The sequence below is a fragment of the Priestia sp. JV24 genome (assembly GCF_025910025.1).
GTDB classification, from domain to species: domain Bacteria; phylum Bacillota; class Bacilli; order Bacillales; family Bacillaceae_H; genus Priestia; species Priestia megaterium.
The window spans coordinates 299,797-326,181 of the sequence record NZ_JAPCIN010000015.1 but is presented as its reverse complement, the minus strand read 5'-3'; the positions used below and the strand labels follow the sequence as shown (position 1 = coordinate 326,181).

Annotated in this window: 27 protein-coding genes and 1 riboswitch; of the genes, 4 read left to right on the top strand and 23 right to left on the bottom strand. The window is 39.2% G+C overall.

Annotation, left to right across the window (positions count from 1 at the left end; translation table 11 throughout):
- Positions 1-24: 24 nt before the first annotated feature.
- From OK414_RS10985 to OK414_RS10965, 5 genes are all read right to left on the bottom strand, one after another.
- Positions 25-993, bottom strand: a complete 969-nt coding sequence (locus tag OK414_RS10985; protein WP_047931639.1) for a sugar phosphate isomerase/epimerase family protein — start codon at positions 991-993, stop codon at positions 25-27.
- 1 nt (position 994) lies between these two features.
- The gene (locus OK414_RS10980; protein WP_034652538.1) at positions 995-1,999 is read right to left on the bottom strand and encodes a Gfo/Idh/MocA family protein; all 1,005 of its coding nucleotides are present in this window, start codon (positions 1,997-1,999) and stop codon (positions 995-997) included.
- Between the two features lie 12 nt (positions 2,000-2,011).
- Positions 2,012-3,037: a Gfo/Idh/MocA family protein gene (locus OK414_RS10975; RefSeq protein ID WP_016763946.1), complete on the bottom strand. Its 1,026-nt coding sequence runs from the start codon at positions 3,035-3,037 to the stop codon at positions 2,012-2,014.
- 32 nt (positions 3,038-3,069) lie between these two features.
- On the bottom strand, positions 3,070-3,795 hold the full coding sequence (locus OK414_RS10970) for a ThuA domain-containing protein (protein WP_013056851.1): 726 nt from the start codon (positions 3,793-3,795) through the stop codon (positions 3,070-3,072).
- Positions 3,796-3,884: 89 nt separating this feature from the next.
- Positions 3,885-4,916 carry a LacI family DNA-binding transcriptional regulator gene (locus OK414_RS10965; protein ID WP_016763945.1) on the bottom strand — a complete coding sequence of 344 codons (1,032 nt, stop codon included), beginning with the start codon at positions 4,914-4,916 and terminating at the stop codon, positions 3,885-3,887.
- 250 nt (positions 4,917-5,166) lie between these two features.
- On the opposite strand from OK414_RS10965, the gene OK414_RS10960 reads away from it, so the two are divergent.
- Positions 5,167-5,742 (top strand): cell wall hydrolase, encoded by a 576-nt coding sequence (locus OK414_RS10960; protein WP_016763944.1) that lies wholly within the window; start codon positions 5,167-5,169, stop codon positions 5,740-5,742.
- A 30-nt stretch (positions 5,743-5,772) separates the two neighbouring features.
- On the opposite strand, the gene OK414_RS10955 is transcribed toward OK414_RS10960, so the two are convergent.
- The 3 genes from OK414_RS10955 to OK414_RS10945 form a co-directional block, all read right to left on the bottom strand.
- Positions 5,773-7,107, bottom strand: a complete 1,335-nt coding sequence (locus OK414_RS10955) for a sodium-dependent transporter (protein ID WP_034652542.1) — start codon at positions 7,105-7,107, stop codon at positions 5,773-5,775.
- A 176-nt stretch (positions 7,108-7,283) separates the two neighbouring features.
- Positions 7,284-7,466 (bottom strand): hypothetical protein, encoded by a 183-nt coding sequence (locus OK414_RS10950; protein WP_013056847.1) that lies wholly within the window; start codon positions 7,464-7,466, stop codon positions 7,284-7,286.
- A gap of 302 nt (positions 7,467-7,768) precedes the next feature.
- The gene (locus OK414_RS10945; protein ID WP_034652544.1) at positions 7,769-8,515 is read right to left on the bottom strand and encodes a TspO/MBR family protein; all 747 of its coding nucleotides are present in this window, start codon (positions 8,513-8,515) and stop codon (positions 7,769-7,771) included.
- A 226-nt stretch (positions 8,516-8,741) separates the two neighbouring features.
- A riboswitch (TPP riboswitch) is annotated at positions 8,742-8,839 on the top strand.
- 95 nt (positions 8,840-8,934) lie between these two features.
- Between OK414_RS10945 and tenA the strand changes: the two genes are divergently transcribed.
- On the top strand, positions 8,935-9,624 hold the full coding sequence (gene tenA, locus OK414_RS10940; protein WP_016763941.1) for a thiaminase II: 690 nt from the start codon (positions 8,935-8,937) through the stop codon (positions 9,622-9,624).
- Positions 9,625-9,652: 28 nt separating this feature from the next.
- Here the strand turns inward: tenA and OK414_RS10935 are convergent, their stop codons facing one another.
- Genes OK414_RS10935 through OK414_RS10925 form a run of 3 tightly spaced genes read right to left on the bottom strand, consistent with a single transcriptional unit; the run spans position 9,653 to position 12,161 of the window.
- Positions 9,653-11,053: an aldehyde dehydrogenase gene (locus OK414_RS10935; protein ID WP_263045591.1), complete on the bottom strand. Its 1,401-nt coding sequence runs from the start codon at positions 11,051-11,053 to the stop codon at positions 9,653-9,655.
- Positions 11,054-11,066: 13 nt separating this feature from the next.
- Entirely contained in the window at positions 11,067-11,369 is a 303-nt protein-coding gene (locus OK414_RS10930) for an ArsR/SmtB family transcription factor (protein WP_016763939.1), read from the bottom strand.
- A 12-nt stretch (positions 11,370-11,381) separates the two neighbouring features.
- On the bottom strand, positions 11,382-12,161 hold the full coding sequence (locus OK414_RS10925) for an SDR family NAD(P)-dependent oxidoreductase (protein WP_034652547.1): 780 nt from the start codon (positions 12,159-12,161) through the stop codon (positions 11,382-11,384).
- A gap of 308 nt (positions 12,162-12,469) precedes the next feature.
- Here OK414_RS10925 and OK414_RS10920 point away from each other — a divergent pair, with 308 nt between their 5' ends.
- Positions 12,470-13,702: a helix-turn-helix domain-containing protein gene (locus OK414_RS10920; RefSeq protein ID WP_025752150.1), complete on the top strand. Its 1,233-nt coding sequence runs from the start codon at positions 12,470-12,472 to the stop codon at positions 13,700-13,702.
- A 75-nt stretch (positions 13,703-13,777) separates the two neighbouring features.
- Here the strand turns inward: OK414_RS10920 and OK414_RS10915 are convergent, their stop codons facing one another.
- The 9 genes from OK414_RS10915 to OK414_RS10875 form a co-directional block, all read right to left on the bottom strand.
- A complete protein-coding gene (locus tag OK414_RS10915) occupies positions 13,778-15,265 on the bottom strand; it encodes an FAD-dependent oxidoreductase (RefSeq protein WP_034652551.1) in 1,488 nt (495 codons plus the stop codon).
- Positions 15,266-15,381: 116 nt separating this feature from the next.
- Entirely contained in the window at positions 15,382-15,972 is a 591-nt protein-coding gene (locus tag OK414_RS10910) for a superoxide dismutase family protein (protein ID WP_034652553.1), read from the bottom strand.
- A 188-nt stretch (positions 15,973-16,160) separates the two neighbouring features.
- Positions 16,161-16,646 carry a YusW family protein gene (locus OK414_RS10905; protein WP_016763933.1) on the bottom strand — a complete coding sequence of 162 codons (486 nt, stop codon included), beginning with the start codon at positions 16,644-16,646 and terminating at the stop codon, positions 16,161-16,163.
- A 116-nt stretch (positions 16,647-16,762) separates the two neighbouring features.
- The gene (locus tag OK414_RS10900) at positions 16,763-18,145 is read right to left on the bottom strand and encodes an aspartate kinase (RefSeq protein ID WP_016763932.1); all 1,383 of its coding nucleotides are present in this window, start codon (positions 18,143-18,145) and stop codon (positions 16,763-16,765) included.
- A gap of 195 nt (positions 18,146-18,340) precedes the next feature.
- Positions 18,341-20,212, bottom strand: coding sequence for a fructose-specific PTS transporter subunit EIIC (locus tag OK414_RS10895; protein WP_263045590.1), 1,872 nt, complete (start codon positions 20,210-20,212; stop codon positions 18,341-18,343).
- A gap of 12 nt (positions 20,213-20,224) precedes the next feature.
- Positions 20,225-21,139, bottom strand: a complete 915-nt coding sequence (pfkB, locus tag OK414_RS10890) for a 1-phosphofructokinase (RefSeq protein ID WP_095379590.1) — start codon at positions 21,137-21,139, stop codon at positions 20,225-20,227.
- Positions 21,136-21,888, bottom strand: a complete 753-nt coding sequence (locus OK414_RS10885; protein ID WP_013056834.1) for a DeoR/GlpR family DNA-binding transcription regulator — start codon at positions 21,886-21,888, stop codon at positions 21,136-21,138. Before OK414_RS10885 ends, pfkB begins: the two co-directional genes overlap by 4 nt.
- Before the next feature lie 381 nt (positions 21,889-22,269).
- Positions 22,270-22,410 (bottom strand): hypothetical protein, encoded by a 141-nt coding sequence (locus OK414_RS10880; protein ID WP_013056833.1) that lies wholly within the window; start codon positions 22,408-22,410, stop codon positions 22,270-22,272.
- Positions 22,411-22,532: 122 nt separating this feature from the next.
- Positions 22,533-22,886 (bottom strand): YolD-like family protein, encoded by a 354-nt coding sequence (locus tag OK414_RS10875; RefSeq protein WP_034652559.1) that lies wholly within the window; start codon positions 22,884-22,886, stop codon positions 22,533-22,535.
- A gap of 247 nt (positions 22,887-23,133) precedes the next feature.
- On the opposite strand from OK414_RS10875, the gene OK414_RS10870 reads away from it, so the two are divergent.
- Entirely contained in the window at positions 23,134-23,973 is an 840-nt protein-coding gene (locus OK414_RS10870; protein WP_034652562.1) for a YitT family protein, read from the top strand.
- 31 nt (positions 23,974-24,004) lie between these two features.
- Here the strand turns inward: OK414_RS10870 and OK414_RS10865 are convergent, their stop codons facing one another.
- From OK414_RS10865 to OK414_RS10855, 3 genes are read right to left on the bottom strand one after another with little or no spacing between them, the layout of a single operon-like run.
- Positions 24,005-24,739 (bottom strand): ABC transporter permease, encoded by a 735-nt coding sequence (locus OK414_RS10865; RefSeq protein WP_034652565.1) that lies wholly within the window; start codon positions 24,737-24,739, stop codon positions 24,005-24,007.
- The gene (locus OK414_RS10860; protein WP_263045589.1) at positions 24,740-25,447 is read right to left on the bottom strand and encodes an ABC transporter permease; all 708 of its coding nucleotides are present in this window, start codon (positions 25,445-25,447) and stop codon (positions 24,740-24,742) included. It abuts the gene before it with no gap.
- On the bottom strand, positions 25,422-26,357 hold the full coding sequence (locus OK414_RS10855) for an ATP-binding cassette domain-containing protein (RefSeq protein WP_016763926.1): 936 nt from the start codon (positions 26,355-26,357) through the stop codon (positions 25,422-25,424). Before OK414_RS10855 ends, OK414_RS10860 begins: the two co-directional genes overlap by 26 nt.
- Positions 26,358-26,385: the final 28 nt, after the last annotated feature.

The following is a 26,385-nucleotide window of genomic DNA, read 5'->3' as shown; positions in this document are numbered from 1 at the left end:
CTTTTTAGAGATGCTTCTTTTTGCTTACGCCCACCACATTTGTGAGGGAGTTTCTTCAATTAATACACTTTGTAAGTTTGTAACCGCGCGTTTAAATCCTTCTTCAATCGACATGATTGGATCTTCGTGCTCAATGCTGACTACATAATCGTATCCGTATGTGCGAAGTGCACTCATCATATCAGACCACTCTTTTACATCATGTCCGCATCCTACGGATCTAAACGTCCATGCACGCGTTTGGACTTCTCCGTATGGCTGCATATCTGTTAGGCCATACATGTTAATATTATCTTGGTCCAAGTACGTATCCTTTGCGTGGAAATGATGAATTGCATTTTCTTTTGCTAAAATTTTAATAGCTCCTACCGGATCAATTCCTTGCCACCATAAATGACTTGGATCAAGGTTAGCGCCAATCGCTGGACTTGTTTTTTCGCGAAGCTTTAGGAGCGTATACGGAGTATGAACTAAAAATCCGCCGTGAAGTTCTAAACCAATTTTTACATTTTGCTCCTCCGCTAGTTCTCCAATTTCTTTCCAATAAGGAACAAGCTTATTTTCCCACTGCCAATTCAATACGTCTCCATACTCGTTAGGCCAGGGAGTAACAGGCCAGTTTGGGTACTTCGCTTCTTCGTGATCTCCAGCTGTTCCAGAGAAGCAGTTAACCACTGGAACATTTACTAATGATGCTAGTTGAATGGTCTTGCGAAGCGTTTCGTCAGATTCTTTTGCAAAACTTGCCTCAGGTGAAATAGGATTGCCGTGGCAGCTAAATGCGCTGATTGTAAGTCCGCGGTCTTTTATCTGCTTCATATATGCTTCTCTTTTTTCTTCATCTTCAAGCAGCTCATCTAGCGGACAATGGCTGTTTCCCGGATAGCCGCCCGTTCCGATTTCAACAGCATGAAGACCTGCTGCTTTTACTTTATCTAACATCTCTTCAAAAGAAAGATCCGCAAATAAGACCGTAAATACTCCAAGTTTCATTTTAATTTCCTCCTGTGCGATATATTTCGTCAATAATAGCTGAGACTTGAAGCGCTTCTTGTGGCTTTACCACTAATTCAGCATTTCCTTTACACGCTTCAACGAAATTTTTAGCCTGACTCAGGCTGTAATCATCTTCTCCATCTATCCACGGTGACGTACTGTTCATGAGCATACCGTTTTTAGACGTGTATAGTTCAAATGGAAACACGCTTAAACCGCCCTCTACCCCTGATATGCTTACGTGCTCTTCATCATCTTGGATATTAGCAGCCCAAGAAGTTTCTAAAAGAAGCGACGCTCCATTTTCAAATTTAATATAGGCCGTTACATGATCATCTACGCTGAATGTTTCATGATCAAATGCTCCCCATTGATTTAATTGGTTAGGCGTTTTACTCAGGTCATTATATGTACTTCCCAGCACTTCAGTATGCTTTGGGTTTCCCATCAGCCAAAGCGTTAAATCAAGCAAATGGCAGCCGTAATCAATTAAGCTGCCTCCTCCTTGAAGATCTTTGTTCGTAAATACTCCCCAACCGGGAACCTTTCGGCGACGCATTGCTCTGACACGTGCAACTAATGGGCGCCCTACCTCTGTCATCATTTTTTTCGCAGCCTGCGCTTCTTTCATGAATCGGTAATGATACGCAATCGCTAACTGCTTACCCGATTCTCTAGCAGCAGCAAGCATTTTTTCACCTTGCTCTTTAGACATCGCCATTGGCTTTTCACATAGGACGTGAACGCCTGCTTTTAGCGCTTCTACTGCAAACTCGGCGTGAAATTTATTCGGTGTACAAATACATACAGCATCCACTTCTTTAAACATATCTTTGTAATCAACAAATACGTGAGGGATATTATGCTCATTGGCTACCTCTGTGGCTCTTTCACTATTAATATCGCTAAGCCCCCAAATCACACATTCATCACCCAGTTGCTTGAATGCCGGGATATGCCTGCTTACAGCAATCCCTCCTGCTCCGATTATGCCAATTCTCACGTTTTTCACCTCTTACACGCGCGTAATTTGTTTCGTTTGACTTGATTTTAAAGCTGCTAAAATAACAGCAAGTGATTTTAATCCTTCTTCACCAGGAACAGGAGATTCTTTATCTTCCGCCACTGCATCTACAAATTGTTCAATGACGTGAGAATTACTTTGTCCGCCTTCATCATTCGACTGGATTTTTCCTAATTCATAGTTCACCACTTCACCCGTTGCATATTGTGCAACTAATGAATACGTCGGATCGTCCTCCAAACGAAGAATCCCTTTCTCTCCGTAAACGATCGTGGAGTTATCTTCTTTTCCATTGTAAGCCCAGCTTGCCGCAAGCGTCCCGATAATCCCGCTTTCCGTTTTTAATACGCACACAGCATTGTCATCTACATTTGCAAAGTCTTTTGCATTGCTTTCTACAAATGCACCGACTTCTACAATTTCTTCATTCAATATGTAGCGGAGCATATCAGTTTTGTGAACGCCTAAATCCCCCATAGCTCCAATAAACGCTTCGTCTTTTTTGAAGAACCAGCTGTCTTTTCCGTCCACGCTCCAACCTTCCGGACCACCGTGGCCAAAAGCCGTACGGAAACTGTAAATTTTACCGATTTCCCCTTTTTCAATAAGTTCACGAGCTTTTTGATGAGAAGCTACAAAGCGCTGATTATGTCCGATCATTAGTTTTTTACCGTTTGTTTTTGCTGCTTCAATCATTGCTTTCGCTTCTTCTTCTGATGTTGCCATCGGCTTTTCACACAGGACATGAACTCCGCTGTTTAACGCTGCAACCGAAATAGGCGCATGAAGATAATTGGGCGTACATACGCTCACTGCTTCCACTGTACCGCTTGCTAAAAGTTCTTCGTAGTTTGTGTAAGCTTTTACACCGTACTGCTGTGCTACGCTGTTTGCACGTTCTGTGTTTATATCGCAAACGGCTACTAATTCTACTTGTTCATTCATCTTATATTCTGGTAAGTGACGGTGTTGCGCAATGCTTCCGCACCCAATAACGCCAATTTTTACTTTTGCCATCTTTCCTATCCCCTTTGCTTAAGCATTATTAATTAGTTTTTAACAGCGATTGATTCAAGCGGTTGCGCATTGCCGTAAACAGGACGTTTTCTCTCCGCTGGCTTCGCCCATTTAATAGCATTCATAATGACACGCTGAATGTCTTTGTTATGGTATGTTGGATATGTTTCATGTCCAGGTCTGAAATAAAATACTTTTCCGTTTCCGCGTTTGTACGTGCAGCCGCTTCTGAAAATTTCTCCGCCTTCAAACCAGCTCGTGAAAATCAGTTCATCAGGTGCTGGAATATCAAAGTGCTCTCCATACATTTCTTCGCGCTCAAGCTCGATAAATTCACCAATACCTTCCACAATCGGATGGCTCGGTTCTACTACCCACAAGCGCTCTTTTTCATCTGCTTCACGCCATTTTAAGTCGCAGCTTGTGCCCATTAACGTTTTAAAAATTTTAGAAAAGTGACCTGAGTGTAAGACAATAAGCCCCATACCGTCTAGCACGCGCTGCTTTACTTTCTCAACGATGTCATCTTTCACTTCGTCATGTGCTAAATGACCCCACCATACTAAAACATCCGTTTGATTTAATACTTCTTCAGTCAACCCGTGTTCTACTTCGTCTAATGTTGCGGTGTGTGTACGAAACCCTCCTTCTTCTAAAAAAGAAGCGATGGCACCGTGAATGCCTTCAGGGTAAATTTCTCTTACAACCGGATTTTTCTGTTCATGACGATTTTCATTCCATACTGTAACATTAATCATTTTCATATCCCCTTTTTTTGTGAATGCTAACTTATATCCCCTTTTTTTATAAAGGCTAAACTTTGGTTAACCGGTTAACTTACTGCGGTTCACCCGCGCTTAGCAGTTGAATCTCGAATAATAAGTTCAACCGATAATTTCACATGCTGCAGCGTGCTGAAACGGTGTTCAATTGCTTGAATAACCGACGTCGCGGCGACGACTCCTTTATTAAATACATCTTGACGAATGGTTGTTAGACTGGGAGATGCATAGCTACTAAACGTTATGTCATCAAACCCTACGATTGAGTAGTCCTGCGGAATTTTTTTCCCCTTTTCTTGCAGTGCTTTCATAATTCCAAGCGCCAGCGTATCAGAGGATGCAAAAACCGCCCGAATATCCTTGTGATCTTTCAGCAGCTTGTTCCCTAAATTGTAACCGTTATCAAACGAACTTTCGTTCACTTCAAAAACAAACGTCTTTGATGGTGTAATGCCCGCTTCTTTTAATGCTTTCTCGTAGCCTATATACCTCTTTTTATCCACTGGACTATTGACGAGGTGATGAGCAACAAAGGCAATTTCTTTGTGCCCCAAATTCACTAAATGGGTTGTAGCTAGATATCCTCCATACTCATCGTCTACAGAAATATGATGATAATCACGTTCGTACCTTTCATATGTATCTACTAGCACAATCGGATTCGATAACGCTTTCATTTTCTCATACAATCGATGCGGGAAGGCTCCTAAAAACAGAAGACCATCAATATTTCTCGTTCGAATCCATTTTAGGCAATCAGCCGGGCTACTCGCTCCAGATATGACTAGATCATAACCATGCTTACGGATTACATATTCAATTCCACTAATCATTTCACTGTAATAATGGTTATCTTTAAATATAGTAGAAAGTGAATCATCTGTAAGCGGGAACATAACGCCAATCATATTTGACTTTTGTTTCGAAAGACTAACGGCGGTTAAATTTGGTTCGTAGTTTAATTCTTTTACCGCTGTTAAAATTCGCTCTTTTGTTTCATCGGATACTTTGTTAATTCCGTTTAAGACGTAAGATACTGAAGCTGCAGACACTCCTGCATGCTTCGCTACATCACGAATCGTTATCTTTTCTCCCATAAAATCTCTCCAGTTAAACGGTTAACTATTTACTCGTTCATTATAATTCACTCCTTTATTATCAGTCAACGTATTTTTCAAATTATCTGTTAACTATTATAATTTCTTCCTAGATTGGTATGTTTTAAGCAGTGACAAGATGTATTGACACCTGTTAACCTTTGAAACGTACATATAAAGTTCGGTGCACAGCACGCACCGATCCGTGATAAAAGGGGCGTTCAAAAGGATTTCAGGAGGTACTTACTTTATGTTTAAGAAACTAGCAATTATTGGAGCACTAGCAGTTCCTATGTTCGGCATGAGTCACGTGGCAAATGCCGCTGAAACAACCCATCGCGTAAAAGCTGGAGAGACTCTTTACAAGATTGGCGCTGAATACGGAGTTACGGTTGAACAGTTAAAAGAAGCGAATCACAAATCTACCGACTCTATTAATGCAAATGAAACACTAACAATCCCTAACTCTATTAGCGAAAGTGATAAAGAATTGTTAGCTCGCCTTGTACAAGCTGAAGCAAAAGGCGAACCTTACGCTGGCAAAGTGGCTGTAGCAACAGTTGTCTTAAACCGCGTGGATAGCGATTCTTTCCCAAATTCTATTCATGATGTGATTTATCAAGGTAGACAGTTTACACCCGTACAAAACGGTGAAATCAATAAAGCAGCGGATGCTGAAGCAAAAAAAGCTGTGAATGAAGCACTAGCTTTTAGAGGCCAAGGAAAAGGTTCGTTATTCTTCTTTAATCCAGATAAAACAAGTGACCAATGGCTTCGTCAAAAACAGGTTACGATTACAATCGGAAATCACGTTTTTGCAAAATAAACAAAAAAAGCACTCAGATGAGTGCTTTTTTTAATATGCAACAAGTAAGCTTAATAGAACAGCTATAATAATAATAGGCAATACGTATTTAACTAGAAAGAACCATGCGTTGAATAATTTAGCGCCTTTTGTACTTCCTGAAATAAACTCTTCATACACGGCTTCTTTTTTCATTTTAAATGTCACAAAAATCGCAATGGCTAAACTTCCCAGAGGCAGCATTAAGTTGCTCACAAAAAAGTCAGCTACGTCAAATATACTTCTGCCAAAAAGTGAGACATGTTTTAGTACACCAAACGAAAGCGCTGATGGGATACCTACCACAAACACAATAATCCCTGATAAAGAAGCGTAGCGAGTTCGTTTTGTCTGATCGTCTTTGGTTAAAGCAGCTACGATAATTTCCAGCAGTGAAAAAGCAGACGTAAGCGTAGCAAATAGAAATAAAATTAAAAACAGTGCTAAAAAGACGGTACCAAACGGCATTTTCTCAAATACTGTTGGCAAGACCACAAACAAAAGTCCAGGTCCTTCAGTTGGCTTTAATCCAAATGAAAAAACGGCTGGAAAAATAGCCAAGCCCGCCAGCAGCGAAACAAACAAGTTCAAAAGAGCAATAGTACCAGCTGAACGTGTCAAGCTTACTTTTTTCCCTAAATAAGAGCTATATGTCACCATGCAGGATAATCCCACGCAAAGCGAGAAAAACGACTGACCGAGCGCATAGAGAACAGATGCCCCTGTAATGGCTGAAAAATCCGGTTTCAAAAAGAACTTTACTCCGTCCATTGCTCCGTCTAATGTTAAAGAACGCACCACGATAATGATAAAACAGATAAATAACAGCGGCATCATGTATTTATTAGCACGCTCTATTCCTTTTTGTACGCCTTTTGAAATAACAAACACTGTAATTAATAAAAACAGCGCCTGTGCACCTAATACTACATAAGGTTGGCTAATGACGGCATTGAACAACGGGCCGTACTCTTTTCCGCTTAGCATACCGGTTACGCTCATAATCGTATATAAAATCACCCAGCCGCCAACGACGCTGTAAAAGGAAAGCAAAATGACACAGCTTAGTACTCCCAGCCTGCCAATCCATACCCAAGCGGATTTTGGAGCAATTGCCTTATAAGCACTAATCGCTTCTTTCCCCGTATGTCTTCCAATGATAAATTCTGCCAACAGAAGCGGCAATCCAATAAAAATCGTAAATAAAATAAACAACGCAAAAAACGCTCCACCGCCACTGGTTCCCGTTACGTATGGAAACTTCCATATCGCTCCTAGACCAATTGCTGCCCCAGCAGATGCTAAAATAAAACCGAGGCGTGAAGACCACTGATTTCCTTTACTCATATAATGTTACTCTCTCCTCTTCTAAACTCAAAACTCACCTGATTAGTACTGTACCATAAATGCAGAAGAAAATCATTCCCGTTTTACTTTTTTCTATAAAACGATATCTATATAGAATAGAAAAAATGAAGAAGCAGCTGCTTCTTCATTTTAAGTTTGATGTTTCTATTCAAAAATCATTCTCTGTACGATGATTCGTCTCCGCGATAGGCTTCTTGATTTGATATTTCTTCAATATGCATATGCCCTTCTCTCTCTAAACGAAGAACCGTACGCTCTGCATCTTCATAGCTCTCGCATGTCACTTGTTTATATTCCATATCATCTTTATCTGTGTAAGCAACTAAATATGTTTCCATTTTAACTCCTCCTATATAACCTATATGTAACGTATTTTGCCTTTTTCGTTTATTTCTAAACATATAGGCTCCAAACATAAAGCCTAGCATACTATAGTAGCGGAACTTCAATTTAAAAAAGTTGAATTTTTCATTATGCACCGATGCAATATGGAGGTTACACTTATGACATTTATTTTATCATTCGTACCAATTGTTGTTCCTTTTGGTATTTTAATTAGCTTAATTGCTTTTACAGCTGCTTTTTTACAATCAAAAGAGCATCATAAAAAGCTCTAGCTTACAAAAGCTAGAGCTTCTTTTTAAAAACGTCTATAGCGTTTAATCAATCCCACAATAATGGCAATTGCTAATAAAACAACTAAAATGATGACAGTAATGACAATTGGCTGATTTCCACTTTGCTTCACTGCAATGGCAATATAAGCCCAAATAAAAACAAGCGGATAAACAGCGTCTCGGTTTTTTAATGTAAACATAATGCCCAGCACAGCTCCTACCAGCAGCATAATAATCGTCCATGTTAACTCGTTTAAGCCAATCAAGTGCTGTATTCCATTTGCTTGAAATACGACAAACACATTGACAATAGTCGCAACAGAAATCCATCCAAGATAAAGCGAAATCGGCAGACGCATAAACCATGTCGTCATTCGAGAATGCTGAATAGTGGAATACACAATCATTAATGTGCCTAGAATAAAGAGCATAACTAAAAGAGATAACTTATAGTAATCGTTTTGGAAAATAAAGATCCACGCACTATTTAACAAACAGTTTAGAAAAAACCAAATGCCGATACGTGCATATATTTCCTTTTGATCTTCTCTTGCAAAAAATTGGCGTATAACCCAAATGGTTAATAATAAATAAATAACGCCCCAGATAGCAAAGGCATAACCCGCTGGTGTAAACAACGTAGGAACTTGCGCAGAAGCTTCTCCCGTTGTTTTGCCTCCTATTGGAATGGCATTTGCTAAATAATTCACAAGTAGTGTAATAGCCAAGCCTACTGTATTTAATACAGCATACAAACGAAATTTCGCCATTTTGTTCTCTCCTTTCTTCTATTTATATGGGAGTGTTTCGGAGACGAAAACGGCTCTTCCCTTCATTAATACCTCTTCTTCCCTAAAAATATGCATTTTTAACCAAAAATGATTAAAAACAGCTTTAAGAAATTTCCTCTTTAAGAAAGAAAAGTTGTTAGCACACAATTCCCCATAACGCTTTCTATTTTTCAGAATATATGGTAAGTTAAACGTAGATTAATAGGAAGTCCACTAGGGGTGCCACCGGCTGAGACAAGTTTTCTTGATCCCTTTGAACCTGATCTGGCTCATACCAGCGTAGGAAAGTGGCAATGTTCAGTTTTTTACTGTCCTTTGCCACTCCGTTTATAAACGGAGTGTTTTTTATTTCCTTTATGTGCTTGTTTGTGACTTCCTCATATTAAAGGAGGATTTTGATGTCATTTTCATCTCAATTAAGACAAGAAGCAAACTATATTTACGAAGCCATTTTTAACCATCCTTTTATTAAAGGAATTGCTGAAGGAAACGTGCCAAAAGAAGCGCTTATTCACTACGTTTCTCAAGATTACGAATACTTAACAGCATTTGTTCGCATTTACGGCGCTGCTTTAACAAAATGCCGCACGCGTACCGAAATGGAAGCCTTTAATGCCGGCATTTCTACGGTATTACATAGTGAAGTACACCCTCACAATAATTTTTGTGAAGTAGCAGGCGTACGTTATGAAGACCTTCACACTGAGACGCTTTCACCGACGGCCAGCCACTACATTAACCATATGACAAGTGTTGCGCATACAGGCAGCTTAGCAGAAATCATTGCAGTGCTTCTTCCATGTCCATGGACGTACGTTGAAATTGGCCAGCGCATTACAGAACAAGTAAATCCATCTCCTTCTCATCCTTTTTATGAATGGATTCAGTTTTATAATAATGAAGAAATGAATGGCACAACACAATGGTTTTGTAACAAGCTTGATGAACTCGCCGAACAAGCGACTGAAGAAGAACGTAACCGTATGAAAGATCACTTCATCAAAAGCTGTGAACTGGAGTATTTATTTTGGGAAATGGCATATACCCAAGAAAAATGGCCGCTTTCTCAGCTTTTACTTTCAAAATAACGAAAAAGCCTCCTATCAGGAGGCTCTTTTATTTCAATAGTTTTTTGATCATTTTCAAGCTTTGTTTTTCCGAAGGATAGCGGAATGACAAATCAAACTTGGTTGTTTGAGACAGCATGCTTTTAAAATGAGTGAATGTCTGAAAGCTGTCTTTTCCATGATATTGACCCGTGCCGCTTTCTCCCACTCCGCCAAACGGCAAATATGGCGTAGCGATATGCATAAGCGTATCGTTTATACAGCCTCCTCCAAATGAAAGGCGCTCCGTTATCACGTTTTGCACATCTTCACTTTCTGTAAATAAGTAAAGAGCTAACGGCTTAGCTTTTTCTTGAACTTTATGAATGACTTCGTCTAGTGTTTCATATTCAATCATAGGAAGAATAGGCCCAAAGATTTCTTCTTGCATAACATCTGATGTCCAGCTTACTTCACTTAACACCGTAGGTTCTATTGTTAGCGTGTTTTTATTGTACCTGCCTCCAACTATAGCATTTCCGTCTTTTAAAAACTCAACTAGCCGAGTAAAATGACGCTCACTGACAATACGGCCGTAGCGGTTGCTTTCAAGTGGATTACTACCGTAAAATTGAGAAATTGCTTCGCGAAGTTTCTCTACAAGCTGCGCTTTCACTTTTTTATGCACGAGCAAATAATCAGGAGCAACGCACGTTTGGCCTGCATTCATCCCTTTACCAAACATAATTCGCTTCGCTGCAAGATCTAGGTTTGCGTCTTCATGTACAATGCACGGACTTTTTCCGCCTAGCTCAAGCGTGACTGGAATAAGCTGCTTCCCTGCTTCTTGCATAATAATTTTCCCTACATTTACACTTCCCGTAAAGAAAATATAATCAAGCGCCTGTTTTAAAAGCAGGCTTGTCGTTTCTACAGCGCCTTCAATCACCGTCACAAATGCTGGGTCAAAAGCTTCAGCCAGTAATTCTTGTATAACGCGAGATACGCTAGGCGTTAATTCAGAAGGTTTTATAATCGCCGTGTTTCCAGCAGCAATCGCTCCTACTAAAGGAGACAGTGCTAATTGAAACGGATAGTTCCACGGAGCAATAATTAACGCGACTCCATACGGTTCAGGAACAATTTTCCCTTTAGAGCCCACATGTGTTAAAGCAGTTTTTACTTTTTTAGGCTTCATCCATTTTGCTAAATGCTTAAGCGTAAATCGAATCTCCTCTAGTAAAATCCCAATTTCCGACGTGTAAGCCTCTACTTCAGATTTATTTAAATCTTGTTTTAAAGCATCCATAATTCTCTGCTCGTTTTGTTTGACTGCGTCTCTTAGCTTATTCAGCGCTTGAATGCGGCTGCTGATACTCTTTGTCTTTTGCGCATAGAAATACTGCTTTTGTGTAGAAACAATATGTTCAATGACTGTTTCATCTGTGATATAGAATCGCTCGTGGTTCATTCCTTTCATCTCCCTATAAACATTCGGCTTCAACTGTAGCAAGCAAGTTTTTTAATAGCTCAACTGCCTCATTCAAAGCTAATGAATAATATCTCTGCGTTCCTTTTTGCTCAATTTGCACAAGCTTTTGATCGCGTAGAATTTTTAAATGATGAGAAATCGCCGGTCGTGATAGAGTAGACTCGTTTGCAATTTCATTAACGGTTAAAGGCTCTTTTTCGGCGAGCAGCAAAATAATATCTTGTCTTGCTGAATCACTTAGAGCCTGAAAAATGGGAATGCTGGCACGAAATAACTCGACTGCTTTTTCACTCATATAGATTCTCCTTTATTTAATTTCTTGTGTTCTGCGGACAACGGATGTAAGCCACTTTCTTGGCACGAAGCGCGGGATGAACGTAGCAAGACGAAACTGTACTCCTGGTACGATAACCGTCTGCCCTTTCATAAATTTTTTATAGCCAACTTTCGTTACTGTTTCTACATCCATTGCACCGCTTTGAAAAAGTTTGGAGTTGCTTAGCTGGGCTCGGTCGCTAAAACCCGTTTTAGTTGGACCCGGGCATAGAGCACTTACCGTTACATTGGTACCTCTTAATTCATTTTCAAGGGCCTCTGTGAAAGATAATACGTACGCTTTCGTTGCGTAATATACCGTCATAAGTGGACCTGGCATAAATGCAGCAACAGATGCAATATTTAAAATTTTCCCACGATTTCTTTTGATCATATCCGGTAAAAATAATTTTGTTAAATGAGTTAATGCTCGAATATTTAAATCAATCATGTTTAACTCTTCATCTAAAGCTGTTTCAATAAATTTGCCGTATAGTCCAAAACCAGCATTGTTCACTAAATAATCAACGTGCATTTTTTTATTTTTAAGTTCTTCATATAATGACTGTATCTCTTCTTCTCTTGATAAATCCTTAACAACCGTTATGACTTCAATATTATAAGTAGATTTTAAATTCTCTCCAATAGCCGCTAGTTTATCAGCGCTTCTGGCAACTAAAATTACAGGATGCCCATCCTTTGCGAATTGATAAGCTAACTCTTTACCTATTCCTCCCGACGCACCGGTGATGAGCGCATAATGCTGTGACATAGTGTTCACTCCTTATGTTTAAATGTTCAAGAACTTAAACATTTAAACTTATCTTATAGGATTCATTTTTTCCCGTCAACTGTTTTCTATACTCTTCTTTTCTTTTGTATTTTCCATTTTTGCCATTTACGCATTTATGTACATTTTTTTACAAAATATGCGTTTTCTTTACATAGAAGGCTAATGTCGTCTAGTTTTGACAACCTTTGTCACCTAGCAGGAAAACAAGTGAAGATATGGTGAATACAACATACAACAAATAATCCATTACATAGTTGGATGAAAATAGATAAGGGAGGAAATGAAAAATGATGGAGACATATACAATTAAAAAAGTAAGTGATCAATTAGAGGTAGAAAAGAAAACGCTAAAACAATGGGAAAAATTATTGGGCAGCTATTTAACAATTGAACGAGTAGATGGTGCCCGTGTCTATACAGAGGAACAAATTGAATTATTTAATGATATTAAACAGCTGTTTGATGAACAATGTACGTTAGATGAAGTCAAAGAATACGTTCAGCTGCTGATAAAAGAACAAGAAGAACAGGAGCATTTAGTGATGGAATCTGAGGCAGCGGTTTCAAAAGAAGAAGAACCGGCACAGTTGAAAACTGCTAAAAAAGAAAACGTCATTGATTTTCAAGAACATTCCAATAAACAAATGAAGCAAGAAAAGAAAAAAGCTGCTGAAAAGCAGGAAAGCATTTCAGAAAATAAGCAAGAGAAGACCCCTCCTATACCTGAAGCACGATTGGCTACTGAAGAAGAAAAGCAGGCTATTTCTGCTTCTATTGAAGAGCCAAAACCAAACGACCTTGTTGTGAATGAAAAAGAACTGCTTCAAGGGGAATTAGTAGAAGCTGTTCGCCGCTATGAAGATGTGTTTGAAGTGCTTGATACATTTAAAGCTGATTTGTTAAAAGAAATGCGAGAAGGTATGCGAAATGAAGTTCGCGAAGAAATTGTCGGAGAAGTAAAAAGAGAGCTTGAAAAAAGCGCTACCCAAACTGTAGAAATGGTGGAGTCGGTTGGGGCATATATCTCTGAGTCTTCAGAACGCAGCGCAAGAGATGTAGAAAATATGTCTAAAAAAATTATCCGTTCTAACGAAAAATCGTTTGATGAAGTCACTTCTTTGATTGAAGATTATTCAACAATCGCTGAAGAGAAAACCGAGGATATGCGCCTTTTCATGAAAGATGTCATGGAGAATGCGGATGAATCCTCTAAAGAAATGCAGTATTTATTAGATCGATTCTCCAGTAATTCCACCGTTGCGATGAATCAAGTAAAATTTATGGTTGAAAAATTAAACAATTCTTCAACCAATACGACAGAAGAGCTTCGTGATTTAATTGATTCAATGAACGAGGAACGAGTCTATTATTTAAAAGAAATGGAGAAAGAGCGTAAGCTCCATCGTCAAAGCGTAGCTGAACGCGAAGAGATGTTTAGTGATTTTGTCCAAACCTTTAGACAAACCGCCGCTGCTGATATGAAGCGAAAACGGAAGTGGTGGAAGCTGTTCCTCTCCTGAAAACACCGGCCCTATGGTAATAGGGCCGGTGTTTTTTTAATAGTATGAACAATAGTAGTTTGTATGTAAGAAATGTTAAGGTAACGTATGGCGATGAGACGTTATACTTTGAAACACATGATAGCCGCTTACCGATACGCCTATAGTTCCCGCTCCCGGAAACACTGTATCTCCGCATAACCACAGTCCTTGTAAGCCAGATCGATGCGAAATGCTGTTGAACAAGGCATGATCTAACGTTTGCGGAAAGCCTCCCACTCCCCCGTTTGGGCGAGAGGTGAACCTTTCCCATGCTTTAGGAGCTCCCGAAATTTGATGCTCTGCTTTTTCAATGCCAGGAATAATGGTTTTAATGCCTGCTACCATTTTTTTCTCAAGAACTTGTTTTTGAAGGTCATAGGCTTCTTTGTTACTCCACTTGCTAAGATCAATGTGAGTAGACGCTGTAATTGTACGCTTGCCTTCAGGCGCTCGAAAACGATCATCAGGATGAGAGACTGAGAGAAATAAATGATTTCCTTCCGTCATTTCCCCTTGTTCGGATTGAAGTACTTGATGAAACAACTCTACCTTTTGCGGCAGATCTCTTTCATCAATCGCAAAATACATCGAAAACGTTCCCCACTGCGAAAGCTCGCTTTTTTCTTTTGCTCGCTTATGAATATGTTGGTAATCTTCATCATGCAGCAAAGACTTTAAGCTTTGAACCGGCGCGTTGCATACAATGTCTGATGCCCAGTAACGATTACCTCTATGATCATGCACGATCCACCCGTCATTATCACGCTCTATCTTTACTACTTTCCTTCCTAGAATCGTTTTTCCTCCGTTGACTTTAATCGATTTTTGCAGCGCTTCTGCGACTTTGTATAAGCCACCTTTTACATAAAAAGCACCTTCGTGATAAATATCTAACGCTAAACATCCAATAAGCATTGAACAGTTCTCACTCGTTGTCTGCATGCTGTCTATTAATTGACCATCAGCAAAATGAAGAAAGTCCGCTTCGTCTAACAAGCTGTGTTTTTTTAGTAAATAACTAAACGATTGATGAAAATAAGGCAACAGCTTCACAGAACCAACATTCAACGAACTTACCAGCCTGCTCCACTCACCGACTGTTAGAGGAGGAAGAACCGGCAGAGACTGCATAAGCTTGCGAATTTCTTTTGCAATTCTAAAAACATTTTCATAAAAACTCCTAATATTTTTTGCTTTATGAGGAAATTGTTTTTGGAGATAGGAAATATGCTGATACCGGTCTTGATAATAAATCAGTGTACGATGAGGAAGATGAACTTTCATGATTTTCTCAAGAGAAACCTTTTCAATTTCTAGGCCAAGGTACGTGCCGATTCGCTCATGTATCCCTCCGTGCTCAAATCCCATTCCAAGCGTCGCCCCAACAGGAAACGTATACAAATGACGCTGAAATTTCCCTGCACAGCCTCCCCATTCTCGAGAAGCTTCTAAAACCGTCACTTCATAGTCATGTTTAGCTAAAAGCGCTCCCGCTGTTAACCCACCTATTCCTCCGCCTATTACGACAACTTGCTTATGCATGTTTTCACCTTCTTTAGCTCTTTCTTCTATTGTGCAAAAAAAAGAAGCTCACCGCAATTTAGAAGCGGCTCGTTACTGAAATAAAAAAGCCGTGAATGATCTCACAGCTTTTTGGCTTATTTTATAATCACTCCACAAACAATCCGATCTCCTGAGTTTCCTGAAGGATCCGTTGTGTAGTCGTCGACTTTATCATGTATCACTAATGCCGATCCATCCATATCCAAAAGAGAATTCGGCTTTCCTTCTTGCAGCGTGACAAGAGAAGCAAAAATTTCTGTATCTACTTTGCCATTTGGAGCAACTTCTAGATTGGGCAAATCACCTGCATGCGGGCCTTTTGTATTTTTAAGGCCGTGTTCACGTTTAAAAGGATTAAAATGGGCACCCGCTGTTTTAAAATCCGGCACCTCACATTTTCCTATTTCATGAATATGAAATCCATGTCTCCCCGGTGAAAGACCTTGAGCAGTTAATTTAATGTGCACGCCGTTCTTTGCTTCTGACAGGGTAGCCTCTCCTACTTTTTTGCCCGATGTATTTGTTAAATCCACTTTAACAGGTTCTACTGATACTTCGCTTGTTTCTTTCGCTTCCTCTATTTTCAGGTGGTTTTCATGAGCGTTATTTTGCTCTTTTACCATGCTGCATGCTCCTAACAATAACAGCACAAAGACTACGCATCCGTTCATTATCAACTTTTGCATCCGTGATTCCTCCTTTTTCTTATTTATCACCATCCTTTCACTATTTTCCTTTTTTTAGACATCAAAAATAAGATTGAGACATACGTTCACCTTGCCAATGAAAAAATCCGAACGAGTTGGATTCTTAATGAAGAACCTCGATTCATCGTTCGGATTTTCCTTCAACTAAAATACTTTGCTTTAACGTCTTACTTCTGTTTAAAGTTGTATTCTTTTTCCGTTCCGTTTGAAAAACGAACTTCTAATTCAAACGACTGAAAATCTTTTTTTAGACCAAACGCATCGATTACTTCCTTTTTTACATCTTCATCGGGCGTGCGCTGATCAAAATTTAACTTTTTAAATTTTGAAGATAATTTATTAAAAGCTTTATCTCCGTTCAAGTGCTCATCGTTAATATTATCATCCACTTTGGCTTCTATCTCATCATTTTCATTTTCGTAGTCGGCTTCATAATCATTGTTGAGCCCCTTATAGTCTACTTCTAAATCAAATTTTGAAAAGTTAAAAGATGTGTTTTCGCTTTGATTATCATAGCTCATCGGCGTTCCGCCATTCGTCACGCCTTGTTTATTTTGAGCTTCTTTTGCTGGTGCTGCATCATCATTGTGGCATGCTGAAAGTACGCTAATACTTATAAGGGAAAAGAATATGAAAAAGGGTCGTTTCTTCACTGTATTTCCTCCTTTGACTTCACTCTTCCTTCCCTTTATGTCCACAAATTTGATTTTTATACGCCTTCACTAGAAAACCCCGCTCTCTAAAAAGAAAGGGGGGTTTTTCGTCTTGTTTATTTTACATTCGAATAAGAAATACTGTACATGCTGTTAAAATACGTATTGTAAAGAGCTTGAACGGCACGGTCTAAAGCATCTGCTTTCACACCAAACATCATGCTCACCTCAGAAGAACCTTGGTTGATCATTTCAAGATTCACTTCAGCACGAGCAAAAGCTTCTGTAGCTTTTGCAGCAATTCCTACTGTGCTATTCATTCCTTCTCCTACTACCATAACCATAGCAAGATCACGTTCAATAAAGATTTCATCTACCTCAAGTTCTTTTTCAATTCGAGCAAATACGCGTTTTTCAACATCTGGCGTAAGCTGATGCTCGCGCATGATGACAGAGATATTATCAATTCCTGAAGGGGTATGTTCGTATGAAATACCTTCATCCTCTAAAATTTCAAGCAATCTTCTGCCAAAACCAATTTCACGGTTTAATAAGTATTTGCTCACGTGGATATTGCAAAAACCTTTGTCCCCAGCGATTCCGACCACCGGCGTATCTCCGTGAGGACGCTCAGCTACAATGAATGTCCCCTTTGCTTCAGGATTATTTGTATTCTTTACACATACAGGAATGCCTAGTTTATAAACCGGCTCCAGCGCTTCATCATGGAAGACAGAAAAACCTGCATAGGATAGTTCACGCATTTCTCTGTATGTTACTTCTTTCATTTCATGAGGCTTTTCCACAAGTCTTGGATCTACGCTATAAATAGCATCTACGTCGGTAAAGTTTTCATACAAATCAGCTTTTACTCCCGCTGCTACAATTGAGCCTGTGATATCTGATCCACCGCGCGAGAACGTAACCATGTTCCCTTCTTCAGAATAGCCAAAGAATCCTGGAATCACCAAAATGCCCGAACGCTCTCTTAGCTGCGGTAATTTTTCATAAGACAGTGGAAGCACTCTTGCTCTTCCGGGTTCATCAGAAACAAAAATACCTGCTTCTTTTGGATTTACATAATGAGCTTCGAAACCTAAATGGTTTAAATAAGAAGCCATTACCTTTGCGTTATTATCTTCTCCACTTGCTTTTAGGCAGTCTAATAAGCGAAATGGATCGTTTTTATGTAAATCAATAAGTGATTGTAAATTCGTAATAATGTCAGTAATAATCGTTTCTGGCATAGACAAGTCCACAACGATTTCACGATAGCGATCAATTACTTGCCCAAACTCGTCTACGTAATCTTCTCCAAGCTGTATTTTGGCAGAAAGTGCGATTAGCAAATCTGTCATTTTTGTATCTTCTCCGTATCGCTTACCCGGAGCTGATACGACTACCAGCTTTCTCTCTTTATCAGACGTTACAATATGCGCAACCTGTTTAAATTTCTCTGCGCTTGCAACTGAACTCCCGCCAAACTTCGCAACCTTCATGTGTGAGACACTTCCTTACTTTGTTTTTAATATTCGATTATTGTACCATATTTTATCAAGTAGAAAAGCTCATCTATCTAACTTTTCTAAAAATTAAAGGAATACTACCGTAATTGTACTCTCATAGAGAACAAATGTCTACCAGAAAAACACAAAAAGACTGATTTTACATCATGTAAAATCAGTCTTTATTTGTTATTCTGCTTTTGGCTTTTTTAATACCCCTACAAGAACCGCCGTTACAATTGCACCAATTAAGATTGCTAGTGCATATAAAAGAGGATTTCCTTGTACAATTCCGATAACGAATACACCGCCGTGTGGTGCTGGTAAACCGATGTGGAACATCATTGTTAAAGCACCTGCTACTGCAGCACCGATAACCGATGCGGGAATAACACGGCCTGGGTCAGCTGCTGCGAATGGAATCGCGCCTTCTGTAATAAATGACAGACCCATTACATAACACGTTTTACCTGTTTCGCGCTCTTGGCGAGTAAATTTGTTTTTGAACAAAGTTGTCGCAATAGCCATACCTAATGGTGGAACCATACCGCCTGCCATAATCGCTGCGTGTGGTGCATAGTTTCCAGCATCAATCATTGCAATACCAAATGTAAAGGCTGCTTTATTAATAGGGCCACCCATATCAATTGCCATCATACCGCCTAAGATAATACCTAATAATACTAAGTTACCTGTACCAAATCCACTTAACCAGTGCGTTAATCCTTTGTTAATTGCACTAACTGGCTCGTTTACAACATAAAGCATAATCAATCCTGAGATAAAAATCCCAAATAGCGGATAAAGAAGAACTGGCTTAATTCCATCAAGCGCTTGCGGTAAACCGCTGAATAATTTCTTTAATCCCACTACTACATAACCCGCTAAGAAACCAGCGATTAAACCACCTAAGAAACCGCCTCCACCAGAAGCTGCTAAAAGACCTGCAACCATACCAGGAGCTAAACCAGGACGATCAGCAATACTCATTGCAATGAACCCTGCTAGTACCGGTACTAGTAAAAAGAATGCATTATCTCCGCCAATTGTTTTTAGCGCCGCTGCAAATGCATTGTACGTCGGATCTTTCGGTTCTGCTGAGTGAATGCCAAACATGAATGAAATAGCAATTAAGATCCCGCCCCCTACAACAAACGGAAGCATTGCTGATACACCGCTCATTAGGTGTTTGTAAAACCCTGTACGCTCTGATCCTTTACTTTCTCCGCCTTCTTTGCTGCCACCGCCGCCGCTGTATATAGGAGCATCTCCTTTTAACGCGCGGTTAATTAATTCTTCAGGCTTGCGAATTCCTTCAGCTACTGGAACTTGAATAACTTTTTTACCTGCAAAACGTTCCATTTCTACTTGCTTGTCCGCTGCAACGATAATAGCGGTAGCGTTTTCAATTTCTTCCTTCGTCAACGCGTTTTTAACCCCGCTGGAACCGTTTGTTTCAACTTTTAGCGTGACATTCATGTCTTTCGCTTTTGCTTTTAGGCTGTCCGCTGCCATATATGTGTGGGCAATTCCTGTTGGACAAGCCGTTACAGCAAGCACTAATTGATCTGAAGCCGTATCCACTTCTTCTTCCGGCGCTTCATTTTCAGTTTCTTTATCATCAATTGCTTTAATAACTTCATCAATCGATAATGCCGTTAGCAACGTTTTTCGGAACGATTCGTCCATTAATAACGTAGACAAACGAGATAGTGTTTCTAAGTGAGCGTTATTTGCGCCTTCACTCGCTGCAATCATAAAGAATAGATGTGCAGGCTGTCCGTCTAATGATTCATAATCGATACCTTCTGTTGAGCGTCCAAATGCAATGGCCGGCGTTTTTACCGAGCTTGTTTTCGCATGCGGAATGGCGATGCCTTCCCCAATTCCCGTTGTACTTTGAGATTCACGGTTTAAAATTGCTTCTTTATAGCCAGCTCGGTCGCTTAAGCGACCAGCTTCGTCTAATTTTCCAACTAACTCATCAATAACATCAGCTTTTGCCGTGCTTTTTAAATCAAGAATGATTGTATCTTTTTTTAATAGTTCTGTAATTCTCATTCTCGGTTCCCCCTACTCTACCTTTGTGATTGACACTTGTTCACGAAGCGTCTGTACATCTTCTGCTGTACATAATTCAAGTGAGAATGCTGTGGCACTTCCTGAAGCAACTCCTGTTTGAAAGGCTTCTAATAAATCCCCTTGCTTTACATAAGAAGCAATAAATCCAGCTACAAGTGAATCGCCAGCTCCAACAGAATTTTTCACTGTTCCTTTAGGGACTGTGGCACTGTAGACACCGCTTTCGTTAATAAGAAGTGCTCCATCGCCTGCCATGGATACAACGACGTTTTGCGCTCCTTGTTCCACAAGTTTTTTACCATATACTAGCGCATCTTCTGCACTGTTTACTTCTACATCAAACAATTCTGCAAGTTCATGATGATTCGGTTTGATAAAAAACGGCTTGTGAGACACGACGTCTAGCAAGGTTTTTCCACTTGCATCTACTACAACTTTTACTCCGTTCGCTGCAGCTAGTTCAGTTAATGTTTCATACACGGAACTTGGAAGCGTTTTCGGTATACTCCCTGCTAATACGAAGATATCGCCTTCAGTCATTTGCTTTACTTGAGTCAATAAAGACTGAAGCGCTTCGTCTGTAATAGCAGGTCCTTGACCGTTAATTTCTGTTTCTTTTTCCGTTTTTAACTTTACGTTAATGCGGGTATCTCCATCAACTCTTGTAAAAGCTGTTTCGATATTCTCCGCTTTTAAGTAGTCTTCAATATAGGTTCCTGTAAAGCCGGCTACAAAACCGAGAGCTTTATTATCAACACCTAATCGCTTTAAAACGCGAGAGACGTTAATGCCTTTTCCTCCTGGAAACTTGGCTTCATTCGTTGTGCGGTTAAGCCCGCCTTCTTCGAATGCTGAAACATGTACTACGTAATCAACGGATGGGTTCAACGTACATGTATAAATCATGATTTCACAACCTTTATGTCTGTTTTGTTTGCATACTGTATAAGTACATCGCTAGGTACGTCATTTGTTATAATTTTTGCTTCATGTAAATCGGCTATTTTCGCAAAACTTGTTTCAAAAAACTTAGTAGAATCTGATAAAATATAAGATTCTCTAGACAGCTTCATTGCCGTTTGCTTGATTAATGCTTCTTCTGGATCGGGAGTTGTATATCCATATTGATGATGAATCCCATTCGCTCCCATAAAGCACTTATCAAAACGATATTGCTCAAGACTTAAAAGAGCTCCATTGCCAATTAAAGCGCCCGTTTTATGTTTAACGGATCCTCCAATTAAATAGAGGGTGATACCTTGTTCTAGCATCGGGTTTAAATGCATTAAACCATTTGTCACGACAACTACATCTTTTTGCTTTAAAAAAGGAATCATTTCATACGTTGTAGTTCCTGCATCTAAAAAAATACAGTCACCTTCATTTATAATGGAAGCCGCATACTCTGCAATGTTTCGTTTATCTTGAACATTTTTAGCAGATTTTTCGATAACGCTCAGTTCAATTCGTTTACTGCGAATAAGCGAAGCGCCACCGTGAACACGTTTGAGCATTTGCTCTTCTTCTAGTTGACTTAAGTCTCTTCTAATTGTGGATTCCGAAGCGCCTGTAACTTCGATAAACTCTTGCACTTTTACAAGTTCTTTCTCTTTTAAAAGTTTTAAGATTAGTTGATGTCTCTCCGGCGTTAACATGTTCTAGCTCCTTTTTCAAAAAAGCGTTTTCATTTATTTCATGTACTTACTTTATCACGGTTTACATTCAAAATCAATCATAAAAAATCAAAAACATTCATTTTTTTAATTACAAAATAAAGTTTTTTGAATGAATAATTAGTTTTGCATTTGTTTTAATGATAGTTTATACAAAAGGAAATAAGCTGGTAATTCAAGAATTTGTCTACTTTTCTCATTATATGTAAAGGTTTTCTTCTACCCAATTAGCTATGACTGTTTTTGACTATTTCTTGACCGATTGAATTTTTCTGACTGAATCACGCATAGCTTGTCCTGATTTCATAAAAGCTTACACACCAAAAAAGTTGTCCACCTTTTTGGACAACTCAAAGTGACCCATCATTTAAATAAAAACAGAAGCATATATAATATGGAAGCAAGGGCAGAAGAAATAGCTAAACTTGAGATAAAACGAACGAGTCTTTTTTTAATGAACTGCGTTAATTCGATTTCTCTTACTTGGGTTTTTTCATTTTGCATACAATAATCCCTTCTTTAATTAAAATTTCCTAGTAGCTAGAAGTTGCTACTCGCAGAATATGCTTTTATGTATTGTATGCATGCGTTAAAAAAAAGATACAAAACGAACAAAAAAGCTACTCTTAGCTAGAGTAGCTTTCATCTTTCCATACATCTGCTTCAATTACTGCATCCGCTCGAATCGAATATGTATAACAAGGGCCTGTAACCATCAGCGTATTCGACTGCAGCGAGACTTTATCAATCGTCACTCGTTCATACCTTTGAATATGTCCTGCTTCATAGACGTGAAGTGTTACTGGATGATGCTCCGAGTAACTGTTCATAATGACATTTTCAATATGCTCAATCTTTTCTTTTCTCAACCCTAAAGGCTGCTTATGCGCATCGGGACTGTACATTTTCTTCATTTTCTCTAAATGCTCGGGCATTACTAACTTCGCATACTGTTTTAATTCATCTTGATACACGTTCATTCTCCCCCTTGACTCTTGCTTCTATTTTACCGAACGAACATTCTCATTGCAAAACTTTTTAATCAAAATAAAAGCAAACAATTCATTCTTTCATACTCCATAAAAACTGTCAAAAGATTTTATGTTAATAGCAGAAACTGATTTTAAAAAAATAATGATATCCCATCTTTAATTCGGTCTCTAGAGTTGGTATAATACATTGTCATGACTGTGTTTTCGGAGCTTTTGATGATTGGAGGTAACGTTCATGATTAATAAAATAAAAGAAATTATCCTCATTATTCTAGGGAGCCTCATTTTCGCACTGGCCATTAATTACTTTGCTATTCCAAATGAATTAGCAGAAGGCGGCGTAACCGGTGTAACAATGATTACCTATTATGTATTAGGCTGGTCTCCGGGTATCACAAACTTTATATTAAACGGTTTGCTGGTACTGATCGGATACAAATTGCTTCACAAACGTGTGATTGCTTACACAATTATATGTATTATTTTTACGTCTCTATTCCTACATATAACTGAAGGACTGGGAAATCCTCTTGACGATACGCTACTGGGGGCTATTTTTGCTGGTATTTTAGCTGGTGTAGGACTCGGACTTGTGTTTAGAGGTGGCGGAACTTCCGGAGGCTCTGCAGTTATTGCCCGCTTAGCTAATCAATATCTAGACTGGAATATTAGCAAAACGATGCTGGCAATTGATTTATTAGTTGTAGCAAGCGCTTATTTTGTCATCGGTGGAGAAAAGACGATGTATACGGTTATTTCTCTTTACATCGGAACGAAGGTGCTTGATTATATCATTGAAGGACTCAACCCTCGCAAAGCAATCACTATTATTTCACACCGTTCAGCTGAAGTAGCCGAACAAGTCAATAAAAAGATGCAACGCGGCGTCACTGTCTTTTCTGCTCATGGAAGCTATACAAAAGAAGCAAAAGACGTATTGTACGTAGTTGTGAACAAACAAGAACTGCTAGAATTAAAGCGTATTATTCATAAAGTCGACGAACAAGCTTTTGTGGTCGTACACGATGTGCGCGACGTCTTTGGAGTAGGTTTTACCATTCCAAAAGCCGGCTGAAAACCCGCTATAAAAAAGCGGGTTTTTTCTATTATATATGTTTGCGCTGAAAATACAGTAAACCTGCTGCTCCAAAAAGCAGAAAGCTGCTTATAACAACTGCTAGGAAGTTCTGTGTAGTCAGCATCAACCCCCATGATGCTTTTCCCGTTACACCTAACATTCCATACATTGGCTGAGTCCATGGGTACCAGGGACCAAATCGTTCAGAATTAGCAACGAATAAATTCGGTAGTGTTAAAATGACATTGACTGTTAAAGATGCTCCAAAGCTAGAAAGTGCCATTGACACAGCTAGCATAAACGCTAGAATTGGCAACACTGCAACCCAGCCGCCTAGCATATTTCCAGCTATCATTTTTAGTGGAATAGCATTCGGATAGCCTTTCAACATGCCAACTCCTAATAAAACAACAAATACAAGCACTTGAAGAATTCCCATGAAAGCTGCTGATGTGATCAATTTTGCTCCGTATACGGATGTTCTTGTCACAGGAAGAGATAGTAATTGCTTCCACCCTCCGGCTTCGTGTTCATACCGACAGATGAACGATGTTACTAACCCGCCAATTAACGGATAAAACAGTAAGCCGTGAACATTGGCAATCAAAGCATCTGCCATTAACCATTTCATCCTCCCGTTTGGCATTGCCTGATCACCTACAAAAAGGATAGCAGCAATAAGAATGGGACTAACAAAAAGGTAAGTCCAGGCTTTTGTTTTAAACAATTTAAACCATTCTATCTTGCATAATTGCCACAACATTTAGGCCACATCCTTTTTGATAAAGTGAAGAGCACCTGCAGCATATAAAAAAACGCCGATAATTATACCTGTTATCATATACGTATTCCGATAATCGGAAAACACTAGCATTGGCCATTGCCAGAAAAACCAGCTCGGCAATTCTCTCATACCACTCATTGTCACACTCATCACAATACCTAGTGCCAGAGAACGGCTTTGATTTTTAAAAAGCATAGATAGCCATAATTGAATAGCCACAAACGGAATAGCCGAAAAAAACGGATAAAAGGTATAAACAAAAAGAGTTTTCCAAGAAGGAGGCAGACCAAATCCTAACCACCACCCTAGCCCAATTATACCGATTAATAGAACAGCAGAAGCGATAAGTAGCATAAACATAACTACTACAAATTTTGCTGTATAAACACTCAGTCTGCTCACAGGTAAGCTCAGCAACTGCTTCCATGAGCTTCTATGATATTCAATATGTGCTACATTTGAAGCAAGAATCGTTCCTCCCAGTAAAAAAGCTATTGGAAGCGTGATGTTTAGTTCATGCAAAAGACCTTCCCACACGTTCGGGTTTTGCTGAATTAAATATTCATATCGAACGCTATAATCAACTAGCGTTAAGCCAATTACACCCGCTGGACCTAAAAATAGTAAAAACCGGAGCCATTTTCTTTTTAACTTTACACACTCAGCCTGCAGTATTTTTGTGAACATATCCATTCTCCTCACTCGTCAGCTTTAAAAAGATATCTTCTAATGATTTCGATTTTTCTTCAACTCGGTAGATTGAGACATTTTCTTGCACAAGCTGATAAACAAGATGGGCCACTTGCTCATGATCAATATAATCTAAAAGAAGACTGTGTTTATCGATAGTAGGTACAAACCCATTTGCTAATAGTATTGTTTTAGCCTTTTCTATCTCTCCCGTTGTAAATGCCACTTGATGCTTAGCCTTTTTGCGAAGCGATTCAATCGATCCATTAAATAGCATCTTTCCTTTTGTAATAATACCTACTTGAGTCGCTAGATGGTCGATTTCATAGAGTAAATGACTTGAAATCAATACGGTAACTCCGTTTTTCCCTGGCATTTCTTTAATTAATGAACGAATTTCTTGAATTCCTGCAGGATCCAGTCCGTTGGTTGGTTCGTCTAAGATTAATAAACGAGGATTTCCGAGGAGTGCAGAAGCAATGCCAAGCCGCTGTTTCATCCCAAGAGAAAAGCCTTTGACTGGACGATTTGCTTCTTTTGTTAATTTTACAATATTTAGTACTTCATCCACTCTGTTTTTAGATACACCTAGTATTTTGCGAAGTACCTCTAGATTTTCTCTCGCAGTTAAATGCGCATAATAGGAAGGGCTCTCTACAAGTGAACCTATCTTTTTTAAGGCTTGAATATGCTGCCTGTGATTTTTTATTCTTTCTCCAAACAGCTCAATTTCCCCGCTCGTTGGCTTCATTAGCCCGAGCAGCATTCGGATCGTTGTCGTCTTCCCTGCTCCATTGGGTCCTAAAAACCCGTAGATTTCTCCTTCTTTAATGGATAAATTCACTTCATTTACAGCTTCTGCTCCTTTAAATACTTTTATCAGCTGAATCGTTTTAACAATTTCCACTTTTATCACCTCTCCTTTACTATAAACA